The 19,491-nt window shown below is 74.3% G+C and carries 15 protein-coding genes; 5 read left to right on the forward strand and 10 right to left on the reverse strand.

The features are described 5' to 3' along the window. The first annotated feature begins 95 nt into the window (after positions 1–95). On the forward strand, positions 96–1,073 hold the full coding sequence (locus ACQ614_RS16105; protein ID WP_431679256.1) for a M23 family metallopeptidase: 978 nt from the start codon (positions 96–98) through the stop codon (positions 1,071–1,073). A 46-nt stretch (positions 1,074–1,119) separates the two neighbouring features. Here the strand turns inward: ACQ614_RS16105 and ACQ614_RS16110 are convergent, their stop codons facing one another. Next, positions 1,120–1,767, reverse strand: a complete 648-nt coding sequence (locus ACQ614_RS16110) for a TetR/AcrR family transcriptional regulator (RefSeq protein WP_431679257.1) — start codon at positions 1,765–1,767, stop codon at positions 1,120–1,122. 219 nt (positions 1,768–1,986) lie between these two features. Here ACQ614_RS16110 and ACQ614_RS16115 point away from each other — a divergent pair, with 219 nt between their 5' ends. Beyond that, positions 1,987–3,576: an MDR family MFS transporter gene (locus ACQ614_RS16115; RefSeq protein ID WP_431679258.1), complete on the forward strand. Its 1,590-nt coding sequence runs from the start codon at positions 1,987–1,989 to the stop codon at positions 3,574–3,576. A gap of 129 nt (positions 3,577–3,705) precedes the next feature. Here the strand turns inward: ACQ614_RS16115 and ACQ614_RS16120 are convergent, their stop codons facing one another. Together ACQ614_RS16120 and ACQ614_RS16125 are read right to left on the reverse strand one after the other, a co-directional pair. Next, a complete protein-coding gene (locus ACQ614_RS16120) occupies positions 3,706–4,596 on the reverse strand; it encodes an A/G-specific adenine glycosylase (protein ID WP_431679259.1) in 891 nt (296 codons plus the stop codon). A gap of 81 nt (positions 4,597–4,677) precedes the next feature. Then, the gene (locus ACQ614_RS16125; RefSeq protein ID WP_431679260.1) at positions 4,678–5,427 is read right to left on the reverse strand and encodes a rhomboid family intramembrane serine protease; all 750 of its coding nucleotides are present in this window, start codon (positions 5,425–5,427) and stop codon (positions 4,678–4,680) included. A gap of 178 nt (positions 5,428–5,605) precedes the next feature. Here ACQ614_RS16125 and ACQ614_RS16130 point away from each other — a divergent pair, with 178 nt between their 5' ends. Continuing rightward, positions 5,606–6,421, forward strand: a complete 816-nt coding sequence (locus tag ACQ614_RS16130) for a hypothetical protein (protein ID WP_431679261.1) — start codon at positions 5,606–5,608, stop codon at positions 6,419–6,421. Positions 6,422–6,643: 222 nt separating this feature from the next. Here the strand turns inward: ACQ614_RS16130 and disA are convergent, their stop codons facing one another. Beyond that, complete coding sequence (disA, locus tag ACQ614_RS16135) at positions 6,644–7,702, reverse strand: DNA integrity scanning diadenylate cyclase DisA (RefSeq protein ID WP_431683940.1); 1,059 nt, start codon at positions 7,700–7,702, stop codon at positions 6,644–6,646. A gap of 178 nt (positions 7,703–7,880) precedes the next feature. Then, positions 7,881–9,416 carry a DNA repair protein RadA gene (gene radA, locus ACQ614_RS16140; RefSeq protein WP_431679262.1) on the reverse strand — a complete coding sequence of 512 codons (1,536 nt, stop codon included), beginning with the start codon at positions 9,414–9,416 and terminating at the stop codon, positions 7,881–7,883. Positions 9,417–9,668: 252 nt separating this feature from the next. On the opposite strand from radA, the gene ACQ614_RS16145 reads away from it, so the two are divergent. Further along, positions 9,669–11,813, forward strand: coding sequence for a sigma-70 family RNA polymerase sigma factor (locus ACQ614_RS16145; RefSeq protein ID WP_431679263.1), 2,145 nt, complete (start codon positions 9,669–9,671; stop codon positions 11,811–11,813). A gap of 61 nt (positions 11,814–11,874) precedes the next feature. Here the strand turns inward: ACQ614_RS16145 and ACQ614_RS16150 are convergent, their stop codons facing one another. The 5 genes from ACQ614_RS16150 to ACQ614_RS16170 form a co-directional block, all read right to left on the reverse strand. Continuing rightward, a complete protein-coding gene (locus tag ACQ614_RS16150; RefSeq protein ID WP_431679264.1) occupies positions 11,875–12,678 on the reverse strand; it encodes a hypothetical protein in 804 nt (267 codons plus the stop codon). A 74-nt stretch (positions 12,679–12,752) separates the two neighbouring features. Next, positions 12,753–13,298, reverse strand: coding sequence for a SigE family RNA polymerase sigma factor (locus tag ACQ614_RS16155; RefSeq protein WP_431679265.1), 546 nt, complete (start codon positions 13,296–13,298; stop codon positions 12,753–12,755). A 141-nt stretch (positions 13,299–13,439) separates the two neighbouring features. After that, the gene (locus ACQ614_RS16160; protein WP_431679266.1) at positions 13,440–14,777 is read right to left on the reverse strand and encodes a DUF1254 domain-containing protein; all 1,338 of its coding nucleotides are present in this window, start codon (positions 14,775–14,777) and stop codon (positions 13,440–13,442) included. 202 nt (positions 14,778–14,979) lie between these two features. Further along, the gene (locus tag ACQ614_RS16165; protein WP_431679267.1) at positions 14,980–16,029 is read right to left on the reverse strand and encodes a family 2 encapsulin nanocompartment cargo protein polyprenyl transferase; all 1,050 of its coding nucleotides are present in this window, start codon (positions 16,027–16,029) and stop codon (positions 14,980–14,982) included. Between the two features lie 101 nt (positions 16,030–16,130). After that, positions 16,131–17,558: a family 2B encapsulin nanocompartment shell protein gene (locus ACQ614_RS16170; protein ID WP_431679268.1), complete on the reverse strand. Its 1,428-nt coding sequence runs from the start codon at positions 17,556–17,558 to the stop codon at positions 16,131–16,133. Positions 17,559–18,110: 552 nt separating this feature from the next. Between ACQ614_RS16170 and ACQ614_RS16175 the strand changes: the two genes are divergently transcribed. Then, a complete protein-coding gene (locus ACQ614_RS16175) occupies positions 18,111–19,175 on the forward strand; it encodes an ATP-grasp domain-containing protein (protein ID WP_363499841.1) in 1,065 nt (354 codons plus the stop codon). Positions 19,176–19,491: the final 316 nt, after the last annotated feature.

Here is a 19,491-nt window from a genome sequence, read left to right on the forward strand (position 1 = left end):
GGCCGCTCCGGAAGAGCGATTACACCGGAGTGGTCCCCGCCAGGGAGCCGTGCGGCTCCGCTGCGCACCGCCCCCTTCCGCGAGGTCCAGCCACCATGCCTTCGTTCTCCGACGCCACCCGTCGTATCGTCCGCACGGCCTCCGCCGGCACCGCCGCGGCCATGCTCAACGCCCGTTCCCTGACCTCCCGCGCGCTGGAGGCCGGCCGCGAGGGCGGCCTGTCGGGCCTGCTGGGAGCCGGTCGGACGGGCGACCTGTCGGGCGTGCGGGCGGCGGCGGCCTCCCCGCGGCTGGGCAACCGGGCGAAGGTCGCCTCGGGCGGTGTCGCCGCGCTGGCGCTGGGCGCGCTGCTGCTGCCGGGCCACGCCTCGGCGCAGGCCACCGTCCACCCGACGGTCCCGGGCAGCTCGGTCTTCACCGCCTCCTCGGCGCCGCAGCAGGAGGGCCGCGTGGTGCAGGTGTCCGAGCCGAGCACCTACAAGCAGCCGCGTTCGGTCTCCGCCCAGGACTCGGTCGGCGTGGCGAGCAACCTGGCCCAGCCGCAGCCCGCGCAGCAGGCACAGCCCACCCAGCCGGCCGCGCCGGCGCCGGCCCAGCAGGCCGCCCCGCAGCCGCAGCCGGCCCAGCAGGCGCAGCCCGCCCCGGCGCCCGCCCCCGCGCAGCCGGACTGGTCCTCCCCCGCCCCGGGCGCGCCGACCAGCAACCCGTACCACAAGACCAACCACGGCTACGCGGCCGGCTTCCACACCGGTGTGGACTTCGCGGTGCGCACCGGCACCCCGCTGGTCGCCGTCGGCAACGCCACCGTGGTGTCGGCCGGCTGGGCCGGCGCGTACGGCAACCAGGTCGTGCTGAAGCTGGCGGACGGTCACTTCGCCCAGTACGCACACCTGTCGAAGCTCGGCGTGCACGCGGGCCAGAAGGTGAAGGCCGGCGACCGGGTGGGCCTGTCCGGCAGCACCGGCAACTCGACCGGCCCGCACCTGCACTTCGAGATCCGCACCGCCAACCGGTACGCCGCGGTGATCGACCCGATCAAGTACCTCTCGGCGCACGGCGCGAAGAACTTCTGATCGCACCCTGCGCCCTGGGAGGGGCCGACGACCGCCGGGGCGGACGTCAGGAGGCGGTCGCTCCGGCGGCGGGGGCGGCGGCACCGGCCGAGATGCCGGACGCTATCTCCAGGGCGAGCTCGACGGCCGCCTCCATGGCCTCCGCGAGGGTGGCCGGCGGGGCCTCGGCGCAGGCGGCGGCCGCCTCACCGGACTCGGTGTCGTCCTGCTTGAGCAGGAAGAACGCCGAGTTGATCGAGAAGAGCGAGACGGTGGCGCGCAGCCGCTCGCGGAAGGTGGCGTTCGGGCCCTGGATGAGCCCGATCATCGCCAGCATCCGGTCCTTGAACTCCAGCCCGGCCGCGGACTCCCGCAGCGCGGGCTGGTTCTCGTGGAAGAAGCGCAGCAGCGGGGCGCGGTCGGCCATGCCGGCGGCGAAGCGCCGCACCAGTTCGTCCCGCAGCTCCGGGGACCAGGGGCGTTCGCGGCCCCAGGCGATCGCCTCGTCTATCGGCGCGGCCATGGACCCGACGATGCCGTGGACGATGTCGTCCTTGGTCTTGAAGTGGTAGTACAGCGCGGCCTTGGTGACGCCGAGGCGGTCCGCGATCTCCCGCAGCGAGGTCTTCTCGTAGCCCTGTGACGCGAAGAGTTCCAGGGCCACCTCGATGATCCGCGCTCGGGTGTCGCTGCGGGGGCTCTGCGTCGTACTCATCGGTGGCTGGCCTGCCTCGTGGCTGCGGTGGGTGGCGGTAGCGCTCCGGTTCCGGCGCACCTCCAGGGTCCATTCTCCCTGCCCGGGGGCGGTCCGCCGAAACCGGCTTGACGTCCGGCTGGGGGACAACTTACCGTGCGACGCGACCGGACAACTAGCCGGTCGACAAGTAAGTAAGCCGCGGACCACGCGGCAGGCCGCTCTCGGGGAGACGCTTCGATGTCACACCAACAGGTAGAAAAAGCCGCGGAAGGTCCCGCAGCCGGGGCCCCGGAGGTCTCGGACGACGTCCCCCGCACCCCGCGCGAGATCCGCCTGGTGATGATCGGCCTCGTCGTCGCGATGCTGCTCGCCATGCTCGACAACCTGATCGTCGGCACCGCGATGCCCACCATCGTCGGCGACCTCGGCGGCGCCGAGCACCTCTCCTGGGTGGTCACCGCCTACACGCTGGCGACCGCGGCCTCCACCCCGATCTGGGGCAAGCTGGGCGACATGTTCGGCCGGAAGGGCACCTTCGTCCTCTCGATCGCGATCTTCCTGCTCGGCTCCGCGCTCTCCGGCCTGTCCGGCACCATGGGCCAGCTGATCGCCTTCCGCGCCGTACAGGGCCTCGGCGCCGGCGGCCTGATGGTCGGCGTGATGTCGATCATGGGTGCGCTGGTCCCGCCGCGCGACCGCGGCAAGTACCAGGGCATGTTCGCCGCGGTGATGGCGCTCGCCACCATCGGCGGCCCGCTGATCGGCGGCTTCATCACCGACCACCTGAGCTGGCGCTGGACGTTCTACATCAACCTGCCGCTCGGCGTGCTCGCGCTGGCCTTCATCGTGATCACCCTGAAGCTGCCGACCACCCGCTCCACCGCCCGGATCGACTACCTGGGCGCGCTGCTGCTGACCGTCGGCATCACCTCGCTGGTCCTGGTCACCACCTGGGGCGGCCAGGAGTACGAGTGGGGCTCCAAGCAGATCCTGGGCCTCGGCGCGCTCGCCGTCGCCACCCTGATCGGCTTCTGCTACGTCGAGCAGCGCGTCGAGGAGCCGATGCTCCCGCTGTCGCTGTTCAAGAACCGCAACTTCACGCTGGTCTCGGTGATCGGCTTCGTCGTCGGTTTCGCGATGTTCGGCGCGGTGACCTTCCTGCCGCTCTACCAGCAGACCGTCCAGGGCGCCTCGGCCACCAACTCCGGCCTGCTGCTGATGCCGATGATGTTCGGCATGCTGGTGATCTCGCTGGTGGTCGGCCAGGCCATCACCAAGACCGGCAAGTACCGGATCTACCCGATCATCGGCACCGCGGTGATGGCGGGCGGCTCGCTGCTGCTCTCCACCCTCGGCACCGACACCAGCCGGTTCACCTCGGCCTGCTGGATGGTCGTGCTGGGCGCCGGCATGGGCTTCCTGATGCAGGTGACCATGCTGGTCGCGCAGAACAGCGTCGAGCTCAAGGACATGGGCGTGGCCTCCTCCACCGCCACGCTGTTCCGCACCATCGGCGGCTCGATCGGTGTGGCGCTGTTCGGCGCGCTCTTCACGCACCAGGTCACCGCCACCATGAAGGAGCGGCTCGGCGGCGCGGACGGCGCGAAGAGCGCCAACCTCGGCCAGATGGGCCCCGAGGCGCTGCGCAAGCTGCCCGCACCCGTCCAGGACGCCTACCACCACGCCGTCTCCAACGGCATGCACACCGTGTTCCTGTGGGGCGCCGTGATCAGCCTGGTCGCGGTCGCCGCGGCGCTGTTCCTGCGCGAGGTGCCGCTGCGCGGCGCCGGCACGCAGAAGCCGGAGACGCAGCTCGAAGCGGTCTGATCCAGGGACGCCCAGGGGCGCGGGGAACCGCGCGGGGCGGGAGGTGCGGCACCGCACCTCCCGACTCGCGCGGTTCCCCGCGCCCCTTGTGGCATGCCCGACCGCCTTCGGCGGCACGTCCTGCGGAGATCAGTGCGGCAGGCGGTAGACGCCCTGCGCGACCGGCTCGACCAGGCCGTCGGAGACCAGCCCGTCCAGGGCCCTGGCCCGCTGTACGGCGTCCGGCCAGACCGCGTCCAGCCGGGCCTGCGGCACCTCGCCGTGCGCCTCGCGCAGCACCGCGAGCAGCTTCCCGCGCACCTGGCGGTCCGTTCCCTCGTACGTCTGCCCGCGCCGGGCCGGGCCCTCGTACGGCGGGCGGCCGGCCCGCTGCCAGGCGCAGTCCGCGAGCAGCGGGCAGGAGGCGCACTCGGGACCGCGGGCGGTGCAGACCAGCGCGCCGAGCTCCATCACCGCGACCGCCCAGGTGGCGGCGGTGTCCGCGGTGGCCGGCAGGTACTCGGTGGCGGTGCGGCGCTCCGCCGCGGTGGTCGCCTGTGCCGGGTACTCGACGCCGGTGACCGCCCGGGCGAACACCCGGCGGACGTTGGTGTCCAGCACCACGTGCCGCTGCCGGAAGGCGAACGACGCGACCGCGGCCGCCGTGTACTCGCCGACGCCCGGCAGGGCCAGCAGCGCGGCGTGGTCCTCCGGCACCTCGCCGCCGTGCTTCTCGGTGATGGCCACGGCCGCACCGTGCAGCCGCAGCGCACGGCGCGGGTAGCCGAGCCGGCCCCACATCCGGACGGCCTCGCCCGGTGCATCGGCGGCCAGGTCGGCCGGGGTCGGCCAGCGCTCCAGCCAGGCCGCGTACGCGGGCAGCACCCGCTTCACCGGGGTCTGCTGGAGCATGAACTCGCTGACCATCACCGCCCAGGCGGTGGCGGACGGCGTCCGCCAGGGCAGGTCGCGGGCGTTGGCCTCGTACCAGCCGATGACGGTGGAGTGCAGCCGGGCGGGAGTGGCATTGATGGCAACCATGGCACTCCGATCCTCCCACGCCGCCGGACGCGTCCGGGCCGACGGCGGCGCCCGGGGCAGGGGCTCCCCCGGGCAGGGCCGTCAGAGACCGAGGTCGTCCAGTTCCTTGAGCAGCGCCGCGCGCGGGCTCTCCGGAAGGCGGTTGCCGGTGCCCTGACCAGGAGCGGCGCCGGCCGCGGCTGCCGACGCCGCGCCGGTCGCAGGCGCGGCTGCCGCAGGCGCACGGCGGGCGGTGCGGGCGCCGCGGTCGCGGAACAGCCAGGCGCCGAAGAGGCCGCCGACCAGTCCGCCGAGGTGGCCCAGCCAGCTCACGCCCGGGGTGCCGGGGACGGCGGTGGTCAGGATGTAGGCGAAGGAGGCCGCCATCACCAGGCCGATCAGGCTGTCGATCAGGTTCCGGTCGATCAGGCCGCGCAGCACCACGTAGCCGAAGTAGCCGAAGACCAGGCCGCTCGCTCCGACGGTCACCACGCTCTCCCGCTCGAAGAGCCAGACCGCCGCCCCGCTGGTGAGCGCCACCAGCAGGGTCAGCCCGAGGAACTTCTTGACCCCGCGGTAGGCGGCGAGGAAGCCGAAGACGAACAGCGGCCCCGAATTGCTCTCCACGTGCTGCCAGTTCACGTGCAGCAAGGGCGCGGCGAGGACGTCCGCGGCCCGGTCGATCCGGTGCGAGCGGATGCCGAAGTCGAGGGTGAGGTCGTAGTCGGCGAGCCAGTTGGCGATCTGCACCGCCCAGACCGTGCAGAGGAGGCCGAACACCACGAAGAAGGCGCGGCGCGCCTCGGCGATCATTCGGGCGGGATCGGGTTCGGTGCGCTGGTCGGTCGCCATGACGCGACTATAGGGCTGCGCCCGGAGCCCGGACAGGCCCGGGAATACCCCGAACGGCCCGCGCCCGTCCGGAGCAAATGGCGGATCATGTGAAGGAAGTGATCCCCGTACAGTGTTGATGCATCAACGGGTGCACACAGTCTCGTAGAGTTTGCGCGTGCCCTCTCTGCGTCAACCCGTGGGACCGTTGCCGGCCTCGATCTACTGGCGACGGCGTCTCGTCGTGCTCGCCGCACTGGCCGTCGTCATCGCGCTGGTCGCCTGGCTCGTCGCCGGATCAGGTGACAAGGACGCCCAGGGGGGCAAGAAGACGGCGCAGGCCGCACCGGTGCAGTCGATCACACCGGGGGCGAGTCCGACCGGCTCCGCCATCACCTCGCGCCCCGGCGGCGGGGGCGGCAGCACCGGCGGCGGCACCTCCACGGCCGGCCCCTCCGGTTCCGCGGGCACCTCGGGCGACGACGTCAGCGTGAGCACCGGCGGTACGGGCAGCGGGAGTTCGGGCGCGGCCGGCACCGGGGGCGGCACCTCGACCGGCGGCGGCGCCGGGCAGCCGCCGACCAACACCTCCGAGGTGATGGCCCTGCCGGTGTGCTCGGCCTCCCAGGTCTCGCTGGAGCTGGCGAGCGCCCAGAACTCGTACACCTCGACGGTCAAGCCGCGGCTCTCGCTGACCGTCCGCAACACCTCGGGCTCCGGCTGCCGGGTGGACCTCGGCCGCACGGCCTCGACGCTGACCGTCACCGCCAGCAGCGGCGAGCGGGTCTGGTCCTCCGGCGACTGCCCGGCCAACCGACAGGCGGCCTGGGTGCAGCTGGCCGCCGGCGCCGGGCTGACCGAGAGCTTCACCTGGAACCGCAGCCGCAGCAAGCCGCAGTGCGCCTCTGCCGACGCCGCGCCCGCCGGGCCCGGCAACTACCTCGTCCAGGCCGATCTGACCGCCCCCGCCGGCGGCCCGGTCTCCGCCCGGACGTCCGTCCGCCTGGAGGACTGAGCCCGCGCCGTGCCGCGGCCGACGGCCCGCCCCGCAGCTCGGGGCGGGCCGTCGCACGTCAGGGGGCTGTGAGGGGACGCGGTGCCGCTGTGAGGAGTGTGTGCGGTCTCGGGAAAGCCTCTTTGTCGCGCCCCTGCCAGAAGGGGAGAGTGGTCGCAGCAGCCGGCCCGTCCGCCCCACCGGACGGGCCGGCGGTGCTCCGGGCGGCCGGGCCGCGCACCGTCAGACGTAGCGCTCCAGGATCGAGGACTCCGCGAGGCGGGACAGCCCCTCGCGCACCGACCGGGCCCGGGTCTCCCCCACGCCCTCGACGGTCTGCAGGTCGTCGATGCTGGCGGCGAGCAGCTTCTGCAGGCCGCCGAAGTGCTCGACCAGCCGCTCGATGACGGTGTTGGGCAGCCGGGGGACCTTCGCCAGCAGCCGGTAGCCGCGCGGCGAGACCGCCGAGTCCAGCGACTCCAGCGAGCCCGAGTAGCCGAGCGCCTTGACCACCGTCTGCAGGTCGAGCAGCTCGGCGTGGGTGAGCGCCTCCAGGTCGGCGAGGACCTCGGTGACGGTGCGGCCCTTCTTGGCGGCCCGCTCGGGGAAGTAGTCCCGGGCGACCAGCTCGCGCTCGGGCTCGACCCCGGCGATGAGTTCGTCGAGCTGCAGCGAGAGCAGCCGGCCGTCGGTGCCGAGCTCCAGCACGTAGCCGGCGATCTCGGCGGCGATCAGCCGGACCATCTCCAGCCGCTGGACGACCGCGGCGACGTCCCGGACGGTGACCAGGTCCTCGATCTCCAGCGCGGAGAGCGTGCCGGCGACCTCGTCGAGGCGGAGCTTGTAGCGCTCCAGCGTGGCCAGTGCCTGGTTGGCACGGGAGAGGACGGTCGTCGAGTCCTCCAGCACCCGGCGGGAGCCGTTCACGTACATCGCGATCAGCCGCATCGAGTGCGAGACCGCGACCACCGGGAACCCGGTCTGCCGGTTCACCCGCTCGGCGGTGCGGTGGCGGGTGCCGGTCTCGTCGGTCGGGATGGTGGAGTCCGGCATCAGGTGGACTCCGGCCCGCACGATCTTGGTGATGTCCTTGTCCAGGATCACCGCACCGTCGAGCTTGCAGAGTTCGCGCAACCGGGTGGCGGTGAACTCCACGTCCAGCACGAAACCGCCGGTGCACAGCGACTCGACGCCCCTGTCGAAGCCGAGCACGATGAGCCCGCCGGTGTTGGCCCGCAGCACCCGCTCCAGGCCGTCCCGCAGCGCCGTGCCCGGCGCGATCGCACTGAGGGAAGCCCGCAGCAGGGCCTCCTCGCGGGGGGACTTGTCCGCCCGGTCGCTGGCTGCCACGTGACTCCTCCGGTCGAGCCGGACCGCGTGGCGCGGCGCCCGACGGTCTCTCGCTTATTACTGCACCAATTACCGATTGCCCATTAGACAGGGCAAAGTCTAACTGCGTGCGGCAATAGCGGGGCCGGAGTCAGTCGAGTTCGTCCGCGCCGACCGGCTCCCACCCCTCCATCAGCTCCTCCGGGTGGGCCGGGACGTACCGCTCCAGCGCCGCCCGCGCCGGATCGCCGGCACTGCCGCGCGGGGCCGCGACGGGCGGTGCGGACTGCTCGGACCGGGGCCGGCCGGAGCTGCGGCGGCGGCCCGGAATGGCCCGCAGCGCCTCGCCGATGTCGGACACCTCGACCACCTTCATGCCCGGCGGGACCTTGCCCGGGTCCGGCGGGACGAGCGCATGGGTGAAGCCGAGCCGGTGCGCCTCGGCCAGCCGGCGCTGCACACCCGTCACCCGGCGCACCTCGCCCGCCAGGCCGACCTCGCCGATCGCGACCAGGTTGCTGGGCAGCGGGGTGTCGGAGGAGGAGCTGGCCACCGCAAGGGCGATGGCGAGGTCCGCGGAGGGCTCGGTGAGCTTCACGCCGCCGACCGTGGCGGTGTAGATGTCCTGCTTGCCGAGCTTCACCCCGCCGTGCCGCTCCACCACGGCCAGGATCATCGCGATCCGCGGCGACTCCAGGCCGGAGGTCGTCCGGCGCGGCGAGGGGATCTGCGAATCCACCATCAGCGCCTGCACCTCGGCGACCAGCGGGCGGCGCCCCTCCAGGGTGACGGTCAGGCAGGTCCCGGGAACCGGCTTGTCACGGCGGGTCAGGAAGAGGCCGGACGGGTCGGCCAGCCCCGCGATGCCCTCGTCGTGCAGCTCGAAGCAGCCGACCTCGTCGGTGGCGCCGTAGCGGTTCTTGACCCCGCGGATGATGCGGAGCCGTGCGTGCCGGTCGCCCTCGAAGCTCAGCACCACGTCGACCAGGTGCTCCAGCAGGCGCGGACCGGCGATCTGGCCGTCCTTGGTCACGTGGCCGACCAGCAGGGTGGCCATGCCGCGGTCCTTGGACGCCCGGATCAGCGCGTTGGCCACCTCGCGGACCTGGGCCGGGCCGCCGGGGGCGCCGTCCAGCTCGGCGGAGGCGATGGTCTGCACCGAGTCGAGGATCAGCAGCCCGGGGTTGACCGCCTCGATGTGCCCGAGCACCGCCCCCAGATCGGACTCGGCGGCCAGGTACAGGTGCTCGGAGAGCGCGTTGATGCGGTCGGCGCGCAGCCGGACCTGGCCCGCGGACTCCTCGCCGGTGACGTACAGCGTGCGGTGCCGCTCACTGGCCGCCTTCGCGGCGACGTCCAGCAGCAGGGTGGACTTGCCCACGCCGGGCTCGCCCGCGAGCAGCACCACCGCGCCGGGCACCAGGCCGCCGCCGAGCACCCGGTCGAGCTCGGGCACGCCGGTGGTGCGGGCGGTCGCCACCTGCCCGTCGACCTGGCCGATCGGCTTCGCCGGGGAGCTGACCGGGCCCGCGGCGGTCGTCCGCAGCGGGACGGCGCCGTACTCCTCGACCGTGCCCCAGGAGTTGCACTCCGGGCAGCGGCCGACCCACTTGGGGAGCTGGTTGCCGCACTCGGTGCAGCGGTACGCCGGGCGCGGCTTGGCGGTGGTCTTGGTGCGGGCAGCCATGCGGCCAACCGTAGCCGGTGGGTCCGACAGTGCGGGCCGCCCCGCACGGTCCGGGCCCTCCGGGCGCACCGGACAGGCCCGGCGGCGGGGCCATGGGCGGGACGGGCAGGTGCATCACACCGGCGGCGCGCACCCGCCCGCACACGCCCGTCCCCGCGCCGGGTCACGGTCTGGTCGGTGCTGTTACCCGAAAGAAGTACAAGCCCGCGGAAACCCCGGGAACGGCCGGGCACCGTCCCTACCGTCGAACGCGTGACGAGCTTGCTTGAAAGCCCGGTGGCTGCCGGGTCACCGGTCCTGCACGCCTACGGCCGGCACGTGGACGGGCTGTTCACCTACTGCCTCTCCGTCCTGTGCGAGCACGACGCGGCCGTGGCCGCCGTCGGCGAGGTCCGCGACCTGGCCCTGCGCCACGGCGACCGACTGGCCGACCCCGCCCTGCGCCGGGCCTGGCTGTACGCACTGGCGCGGCACTGCTGCCTGCGCCGCCTGGAGCACGGGGCGGACGCCGCCTTCGACACCTCCGACACCGCCGACCCCTCCCCCACCCGCGAGACCGGGGGCGCCCGGCACGGCCGTGACGCGGCCGGCCCCGCGCGGGCGGTCGACACCGTGCGCCGGAGCGCGTCCGCGGCGGCGCGCCGGGCCGGCGGGAGGGGTTCGGCCGCCCGAGGCGGCAGGGCCCGCTCGGGCGGCTCCGGCCCCGCCGGCTCCGGTCCTGCCGGCGGCGGTGCGGCCGGTGCCGGCCCGATCGGCACGGGCGGTGCTCCCGGCGCGGCAGTGGTCGCCCAGCGGCGTACGGAGCTGGCCAAACTGGCCTGGCCGGAGGCGGCCGGCACCGGCCCGGAGCAGCGGGAGGCACTGGAGCTGGCGGTCCGTCACGGGCTCGCTGCGGCGGAGGTCGCCGCCGTCCTGGGGCTGCCGGCGCCGACCGCCGAGGAACTGCTGGAGTCCGCGGGCGCCGAGGTCGCCCGCACCCGGGCGGCCCTGCTGGTGCTGGGCGCGAACACCTGCCCCGAGCTCGCCCAGCTCGGCGGGACGGGCGCCGAGGGCCGAAGCGGCTGGGTGCTCGGCCCGGCGCTCCGCCGCGAGCTGGTGCAGCACGTGGTGGACTGCCCGACCTGCCGCGGCACCGCCGGGCGGGTGGCGGGCGAGCTGGAGCCCGGGCCGGCGGGCCCGGCGGGCCTGCCGCTGCTGACCGCCCCGGTGACGGTGCGGGTGGGCACCACGGCGGCGCAGGTGCCGGGCGGTGCGGCGGGCGCGGCCTTCCTGGCGGGTGCCGCGGCCGGACGGCGGCTGGTCTCGCCCGAGCAGGGCGCGGCACCGATCCGCTTCGACCAGCGCGGCTTCCCCCGGCACCGCGCCCCCTCCGCCGGGCTCGCCATGGTCCGGCAGCGGGTGGTGACCACGGGCGTGCTGGCGGCGGTGCTGACGGCACCGGTGGCGGCGCTGTGGGCGGCCTACCGCGGCGGGGAGAACGTCGGCGCCGCGACGCCGGTCTCCTCCGTCCGGGTGGACTCGCTGACCGGGGCGCCGGACGCCTCCGGGGCGGAGCAGCCGGACGGGTCGGGCCTGCCGGGTGCCGGTGGGCAGGATGCGGCGTCCGACGGGCTGCAGCTGGCCGGGTCGGTCGGTGCAGAAACGTTGCTCCCGGCTTTCGAGGGTGCGGTCGTCCCCGTGCCGTCGCACGGCTCGCAGGCGCTGGCCGCCGCCGACCTCGCCCCCGTCCCGTCGGCACCGCCCGCGAAGCCCGGACAGCTGACCGTGGAGGCCAGCGAGTGGGGCAGCCGTACGGTGATCACCCTCACCAACTCCGGCGGCACCACCATCCACTGGCACACGGAGGTCGGGGTCGACTGGCTCCGGCTCAGCCGCGACGAGGGCACCCTGGAGCCGGGCCGGCGTATCACCGTGACGGTGACCGTGGACGAGGAGCGGGTGCCCGCCGGGCACTGGACGGCGCGGATCGCGCTGCCGCCGTCCGAGGCCGTGGTCACTCTGGAGGGCGGGCCCACCCAGCGCGGCGGACAGTCCGGCGACCCCGCGGGCGGCTCCTCCGCCCCCGCCGAGCCCTCGGACGGCGGTGCGGGCGGTACCGGCGGGAGCCGGAGCCCCGAGCCGCCGTCCGGGAGCGGGACGCCGTCGGACGGGAGTACGCCGGGCGGGGGCCAGTCGAGCGGTGGCCAGTCGAGCGGTGACCGGGCCCCGGGCGGCAGTCCGTCCAACGGCAGTCCGTCGAACCCGGCGCCGGGCGGCGACCCGACTCCCGCTCAGGGCTCGGCCTCCCCGCCGCCGGCCGACGGCGACGCGGGCGGCCCCTCGCACGGCACGGGCCACCGCGGTGCGGACGGCGGTTCCGGAGGCGGCCCCGGCACAGGCGGCGGCGCGAAGCCGTGACCGGCCGGTCCTGCCCCGACCGGGCACCGATCCGGGTCGGGGCAGGGCCGGCAGGGCCGGATCAGCCCCGGTCGCCGGAGCCTGCCGAGTGGTGGGAGGACCAGTCGGCGGAGGCGTCCACGGCCCGGTCCCACACCGGGTCGACGGCGATCGCCCGGAGCTTCTCGATGCTCAGCGGCGGATCCGGGCGGTTGATCGCGCCGCCCGGCTGGACCGAGTTCCACTCCGTCACCGACACCCGCTTGCCGGACGGCGTGGCCAGCAGGCACCACCAGGTCTTCGCGCCCGTCCCCCGGTCGCTCGACTTCCAGGTCATCGCGGCGGAGCCGTCCGGCAGTGTCTCCCAGCTGCACGACACCTCGGGCTGCTGCTTCGTGCAGACGATCGTCTGCAGCACCGCCCGGGAGGGATCGCGCCACACCGCCGTCCGGAGCCCGGCCGGCCCGCTGCCGTCGTCCACGGTGACCTCCGCCAGCGGGACGGCCCCGGTCCGGGCCGCACCGGCCGTCCCGGTGCCCTGGACGTCGACGATCCGCCAGCCCGTCAGGTGCGGCCGCAGTGCGGTCACCATCTCCTGGTCCGTCATGCCGGCGGGCAGCCCGAGGGTCGGCGAGGCCCCGATCACCGTCCGCCCGCCGGACTGATGGAACTCCGGGAGCGCCCTGACCAGCGCGCCTCCGCCGGCGATCAGGACGAGCGCCGCCGCCCCGCCGACGACGGCGGAGGCTCTGCGGCGGCGCAGCACCCGACCGCGCTCGACGGCGCCGAGCGCGATCCGCGGGAGGTCGGGCACGAATCCGTCACCGGCCTCCCGGAAGAGCTGGACGAGCTCCTCCTCGGGAAGGGCCTCGGGTGGTTCGGACATGACTGGTTCACCGTCTCTGCGGTCGGCTCGGGCAGGTCTCGGAATGCAGGGCTCGGGGCGGGCGGTGCAGGGCGTCAGCGCAGGGCGAGGTCGGGCAGGGCATCGCCGAGCAGCAGGCGGAGGCGGCCGAGGGCGCGCGAGGTCTGGGTGCGGACGGCACCGGGGCTGGCGTCGAGGAGTTCGGCGGTCTCCTCCACGCTGACGTCCTCCCAGTAGCGCAGCACCAGTACGGCGCGGTCCCGCGGGGACAGGTCGGCCAGTGCCTCGATCAGGGTGAGCCGCAGCGAGGAGTCGCGGTCCGGCCCGGGCCGGTCCGGCAACTCGCCGACGGGCCGCTCGGAACTGCTGCGCCGCCGGACGTGGGTGAGGAACAGGCGGTAGAGGACGCCCTGGGCGTACGCGGCGGGGTTGTCGATCCGCCGGGTGCCTGGCCGCCGGCCGCCGCCCGGCCGCCACACGGCGTACATCTTGCCGAGGGTCTCCTGGACGAGATCCTCGGCGAGATGGGTGTCGCCGCCGGTCAGCAGGCAGGCCGACCGGTACAGGTGACTGGAGCGCGTGGCCGCGAAGTCGAGGAACTCCTCGTCCCTGATGCTGTGCCCGGGCCCACCCCTGGCCATACCGTCGCCCCCGCCCCTTGCGTCCCGTCCGTCCCTGCACGTCCCTGCCTGTACGACGCGGTCGGCAGGGCATGGCGTTACAGGCCGGCCGGGATTCTTCCGGCTGCCGGGGGCTGACGCCGCGTCGGCGGGGCGGCCCGGTCAGGGCCGCACGGTCAGCGGGGGACGCTGCCAGCGGCCGTCGAGGACGGTCGGCTCGGGCCCGTACACCCGCAGCAGGACGGTGAAGGGGCCGGGCGGGACGGGCAGCCAGTTGGCCTGCTCCTGCGGCTCCTCGGGGCGGTCGCGCCGGAGGTGGAGGGTGAGTGCGCCGTCCTCGTCCTCCACCAGGCCGGGGGTGCGGTCGCCGACGGCGTACCGGTCGATCGGGTTGTCGACGGGCAGCCGCTCGGGGAGCCCGTACACGGCGACCGACCAGAAGTAGCGTGCGGGCGGGCGGCCGCCGGGCGGGAAGCGCAGAACGTAGGCGTGGGCCGAGCCGTCCAGCGGCTCCCCGGTCCCCTCGTCCGGCCCGGACTCACCGGTGGAGACCCAGGCGGTGTACCAGGCTTCCTCGGCCGGCAGCCCGTACAGGCCGGTGGACACCCCGATCGCCCGGCCGAGGTGGTCGGTGCCGAGCTGGGCGCGGGTGCCGAAGAGGCCGGTGGAGTCACGGCTGTCGGCGGCCTCCGCGGCCAGCTGGGCGTGTGCGTCGGCGATGCCGTGGACCATGGCGTCCCGGATCTCCAGTGGCAGCGCGGCCTGCTCGAAGTCGCCGGTGCCGACGCCGAGTTCGGCGAGGCGGCGGCGGAGGTCGGCATCGGCCGGGAGCACCGGGAAGAAGCCGAGCAGGAAGTCGAGGAAGGAGAAGAACTCCAGGCTGTCGAGGACCTCCTCGCGCCAGACCGGCCAGACCGGGTCCGGCGCGGGCGGGGGCGGTGCGGTGCCGCGGTCGGCGCTCAGCGGGCGGAGCCGGTAGCCGGCCTGGACCTGTTCCAGGGCGTCGACGTCCTCCGGGCCGGCCAGGTGCGTCCGGCCGACGATGCCGACCAGTTCGGTGTCGGCGCGCAGGACGCTGTCGAAGCCCTCGGCCGACGTGCCGTGGCGGCCCGGCCCGGCGATCAGGTGGCGGCCGGCCCGGCCGCCGGTGGTGCGGGAGCCGACGAACCCGACGTAGCAGGTGTCGAGGTCGTGCACCGGCAGCACGTGGTACCGGTCGGTGGCCGGGACCTCCAGGATCCAGGGCTCGGCCCGCAGGTCGAGCCAGGCCCAGGAGTACGGGGTGTCGTGGTCGGGCGCGGCGGCGTCGGTGTCGTCCTGGGCGGCCGGGTGCGGGTAGTGGCGGAAGACACCGAAGCCGCCGGTGTAGCGGGGGTCGGCGTCGTCGACGGCCTGTGCGTAGAGCGTCCGGTAGTTCTCCAGCAGGGGCAGCCCCCAGATCCAGGCCTCCGCCGCCGTGCCGCGCACCGTGTCCGCATCCACCAGGACCGGGTTACCCATGCCGTCTCACTCCCCAACGCTGCCTGTTCGGGACAAATCGGTATGAAGCGAGACTAGGTCCTGCCCGGGCCGCGGCGCGGCAACCGTTGCCCGGCGGCGAACGCGGCCCTGGGCCACCCCGCACACCCGGATCGGCCCGCCGCTGGGCGTCGCCGAGGAGAGGGGCACTGCGGCCGGCGGTACGTCCGCGGGCTCGCCCCGATCAGTGCGAGCGGCGGGTGACCAGCTCGGCGAGGGCGAGCAGGTCGTCGGCCGCGGACGGATCGGGGATGGCCTCGGCGAGGTGAGCGATCGCCGAGGCCATCCCCTCGCAGGACTCGCCCTGGGCCCAGCTGCGGCCGCCGGCCCGCTCCACCGCTGCTGCTGCCTGCTCGAGCTCGGCAGCGTTCAGTGGGCGGTCCAGTGAGTAGAGCGCGGCGAGCTCGGCCGCGGCCGGTGTGCCGGAACTCAGCGCGTACACCACCGGGAGGGACTTCTTCCGGGCGGCGAGATCGGCGCCGACCGGCTTGCCGGTGACGGCCGGGTCGCCCCAGATCCCGATCAGGTCGTCGATCAGCTGGAAGGCCAGGCCGATCTCCCGGCCGAAGGCGTCCAGGACGTCGGCGGCGGCCTCCCCGGCCCCGGCGTAGAGCGCGCCCAGGGCGCAGGCGCAGCCGAGCAGGGCGCCGGTCTTGCCCTCGGCCATGGCGAGGCATTCGGCGAGGGTGACGTCGCTGCGCTGCTCGAAGCTGCAGTCGGCCTGCTGGCCGGCACAGAGCTCGACCACGCAGTCGGCGAGCCGCCGGACGGCTGCCGGTGCGGCGGGGTGGGTGTCCTCCGCCAGGACGCGGAGGGCGAGGGAGTGCATGGCGTCCCCCGCGAGGATGGCCTCGGTGGTGCCGAACACCCGCCAGGCGGTGGGGCGGTGGCGCCTGGTGCGGTCGCGGTCGATGACGTCGTCGTGGAGCAGGGTGAAGTTGTGCACCAGCTCGACGGCGGCGGCGGCCCGGACGGCGCTGCCCGGGGCGCCTCCGGCGGCCTGGGTGGCGGCGAGCACGAGGGCGGGCCTGATGGCCTTGCCGGAGCCCGCGGCACTGGGAGTGCCGTCCGCCTCCCACCAGCCGAAGTGGTAGCCCGCGATGCGGCGCATCATGCCCGGCAGGGTGTCGACGGCGGCGCGCAGGCCCGGGTCGACGGTGCTGCGGGCGCGGGCCAGGACGTTGCCCGTCTCGTGCCCGTCGGTGTGGTCGCGCTCGGGCGCGAAGATCGCCATGTGGTCCTCCCCCTCGGTGTGGCGGCACGGGCGGCGGCCTGCCCCCGTCCGTGCCGTTGGTACTGCTCGGTGCTGCTGTTGTTCGGCGGCCCGGCGGGCCGTCAGTCGCGCGGGCCGGACAGGGCGACGTTCTCCAGGACGCCGACCGCATCGGGCACGAGGATCGCCGCGGAGTAGTAGGCGGTGACCAGGTACGAGATGACCGCCTTCTCGTCGATGCCGGCGAAGCGCACCGAGAGGCCGGGCTCGTACTCGTCGGGAATCCCGGTCTGGTGGAGGCCGATGACGCCCTGGTTGTCCTCGCCGGTGCGCATGGCGAGGATCGAGCTGGTGTCGCCGCCGATGATCGGGATCTTGTTGCAGCTGAAGATCGGCACACCGCGCCAGGCGGGCACCCGGCTGCCCTGCACCTCCAGCGAGCCGGGGTAGACACCGCGCCTGTTGCACTCGTGGCCGAAGGCGGCGATGGCCCGCGGGTGGGCCAGGTAGAACTTGGTGCCGCGGCGGCGGCTGAGCAGGTTGTCCATGTCGTCGGGGGTGGGCGGCCCGGAGTGGGTCTGGATGCGCTGGCCGTGGTCGGCGTTGGCCAGCAGGCCGAACTCCGGGTTGTTGACCAGCTCGTGCTCCTGGCGCTCGCGCAGCGCCTCGACGGTCAGCCGGAGCTGGTGCTCGGTCTGGTCCATCGGCTGGTTGTAGAGGTCGGCGACGCGGGTGTGCACCCGGAGCGCCGTCTGCGCGATGCTCAGCTCGTACTCGCGGGGCGCGAGTTCGTAGTCGACGAAGGTGGTGGGCAGCTCGTGCTCGCCGACGTGGCCGGCGGAGAGCTCGATCGCGGCCTCGCCATGCTTGTTCTGCGGGCGGCCGGCGCTCTCGGCGAGGGCCCGGGCGCGCTCGCGCAGCTCCGGGGCGCCGTCGGCCAGCCGCTCGAAGACCGCACGCGGGAGGGAGAGCAGGGTGCCGGCGGTCGCGGCCCGGAGGCCGGCCGGCCAGACCGCGCCGCTGCCGAGCAGGGCCTCGTCGCCGAGGTGGTCCCCGTCCGCGTGGGAGCCCAGCACGGTGGGCTCGCCGTACGGCCCGGTGCCGTGCCGCTCCACCTTGCCGTGCGCGATCAGCAGCAGCTCGTCGACCGGGCCGCCCTCGGCGGCCAGCTGCTCGCCGGCCCGGAACTCCCGTTGGACGAAGCCGCCGGCCAGGGCGGCCAGCAGCGCGCCGTCCTCGATGCCGCGCAGCAGCGGCAGCTCGCACAGTGAGGGCGGGAAGACCTGCACCCGGGAGCCCGTGCGCTCGAAGGCGACCCTGCCCCGGCCGGCCGCGAAGCTCAGCCGCCGGTTCACCCGGTACGTGCCGCCGGAGACCTGCACCCAGGGGAGCATCCGCAGCAGCCAGCGCGAGCTGATCTCCCGCATCTGCGGGGCCGACTTGGTGGTGCTGGCCAGATTCCGCGCACCGGCCGTGCTCAGGCTGGACTGCTGCCGCGTTTGCGGCTCGCCCCCCTGCACAGGAACACCGATGCTGGTATCGGTCGACATCGAGAATCGCGGACCCTTCGCACGAGACATGCGCGCGCCGGACGCGCCGCTTTGTCGAACAATGCTGACGCCCGTTCGGCCCCGCCCGCAATCACTCGTACGAGTGGTCAATTGAAGCCTGCAAATAGTACGAATAGAGTGCGTGCTCGAAAATGACGGAACCGACCGAAAAATCCCCGCGGAAAACCGCGCGGAGCGGCACGACCCGCCGCCGGCAGCGCCCGTCCGTCCCGGGCCGCCCGCACGTCGTCCGCCGCCTGCCATGAGCACGTCCATCATTCCCGGGTCCGGCACCCGTGCGCACACTCCGACCGATCGCGATTTCATCTGATCGCAACATGCCGGAAGTTGCCGTCACAGTCCTGTCATCGACCACCAACTACCCTGATGCCCACGCATGTTGATCGACCGCCACGTCGACCCCCCACCCCCCGTACACCCGGCCCGGCCAGAGCGCTAAGGTGCCACCTCAAGAGCGCGGCATGACGCCGGCAGGCAGGCCGCCCCCGACCGCGCCCTCCCACTGCTGCGCCCTTTTCCAGGGAGAACTCCGTGAGCGCCCCCGTTCGCGTCTGGTTGAACCGTACCTACGCCGAGAACGTCTTCTTCATCGACCTGTTGCGCGCCGCCCCGCGCCCGGTCGAGATCCACGCGACGCACGTCGACCCGGACTCCCCGGTGCTCGCTGCCGCGGACTTCGGGTCGCTCGAACCCGATGGCCTCTCCCCCGAGGCCTATGTGGAATTCGCCCTGGAATTCTGCGCCCGCCACAGCATAGACGTTTTCCTCCCCCGCCTGGGCCAGCTCGCGATATCCCTGCGCCGCCGCGACTTCGAGGCGATCGGCACCGCCCTGGTGTGCCCGACCGCGCCCGCCATCGCCGCCTTCGAGAGCAAGGCGGACGGCTACGCCGCGATGGCCGCGGCCGGCCTCCCGGTGCCGCTGTGGCGGCACGTCCGCACCGCGGACGAGCTGGTCGCCGCCGTCGAGGAGATCGAGGCGGACGGCTCCACCGCCTGCCTCAAGCCCGCCTCCGGGGCCGGCGGCGAGGGCTTCCGGGTGCTCACCCGGGAGCCGTTCAGCCTGCGCCGACTCTCCGGCTTCCCGGACGCCAGCGTCCAGCTCGACCTCGTCCTGCACGCCCTGGAGCAGAGCCCGGAGCCCGCCGACCTGCTGGTGATGCCGCTGCTGGAGGGCCCCGAGATCTCCGTCGACTGCCTCGCCGCCCCGGACGGCCGTCTGCTCGCCGCGGTCGGCCGCACCAAGACCCGCCGACGCCGGACGTTCACCACCGACCCCCGCTACCTGGAGCCCACCCGCCGGCTGATCGAGACCTTCCAGGTCTCCTACCTGTCCAACGTCCAGTACCGGCACCACCACGGCCGCCCGGTCGTCCTCGACGTCAACACCCGGCCCTCCGGCGGGCTGCACCAGCTGCGGCTCTGCGGTCTGAACCTGCCGTGGACCGCGGTGCAGCTCGCACTCGGCGAGTCGCCGGTCACCGCGTTCCCCGCGGACCTGCTCGACACCGAGTACACCCTGGTCTCCGGCATCCAGCCGGTGCTGCCGCGGCAGCGCACCCGCGACTGGGAGCGCACCCCGGCCGCCGCCGTCTGAGGCACCGGCCCGCCCACAGCGCACGGACTCCCGACGCGCGGGCGGGCCCGCCGGTGCCGAAAGCGAGGAGCGAGGGCGACACCCGCCCCGAGCCGAAGGGCCCGCCGACGCGAGGGCAACACCCGCCCCGAGCCGAAGGGCCCGCCGACGCGAGGGCAACACCCGCCCCGAGCCGAAGGGCCCGCCGACGCGAGGGCAACACCCGCCCCGAGCCGAAGGGCCCGCCGACGCGAGGGCGACACCCGCCCCGAGCCGAAGGGCCCGCCGGTGCCGAAAGGGAGGAGCGAGGGAGCGCAGCGACGGAGCGACGAGTGTC

Source organism: Kitasatospora dryopteridis (assembly GCF_050749075.1).
Classification (GTDB): Bacteria; Actinomycetota; Actinomycetes; order Streptomycetales; family Streptomycetaceae; genus Kitasatospora.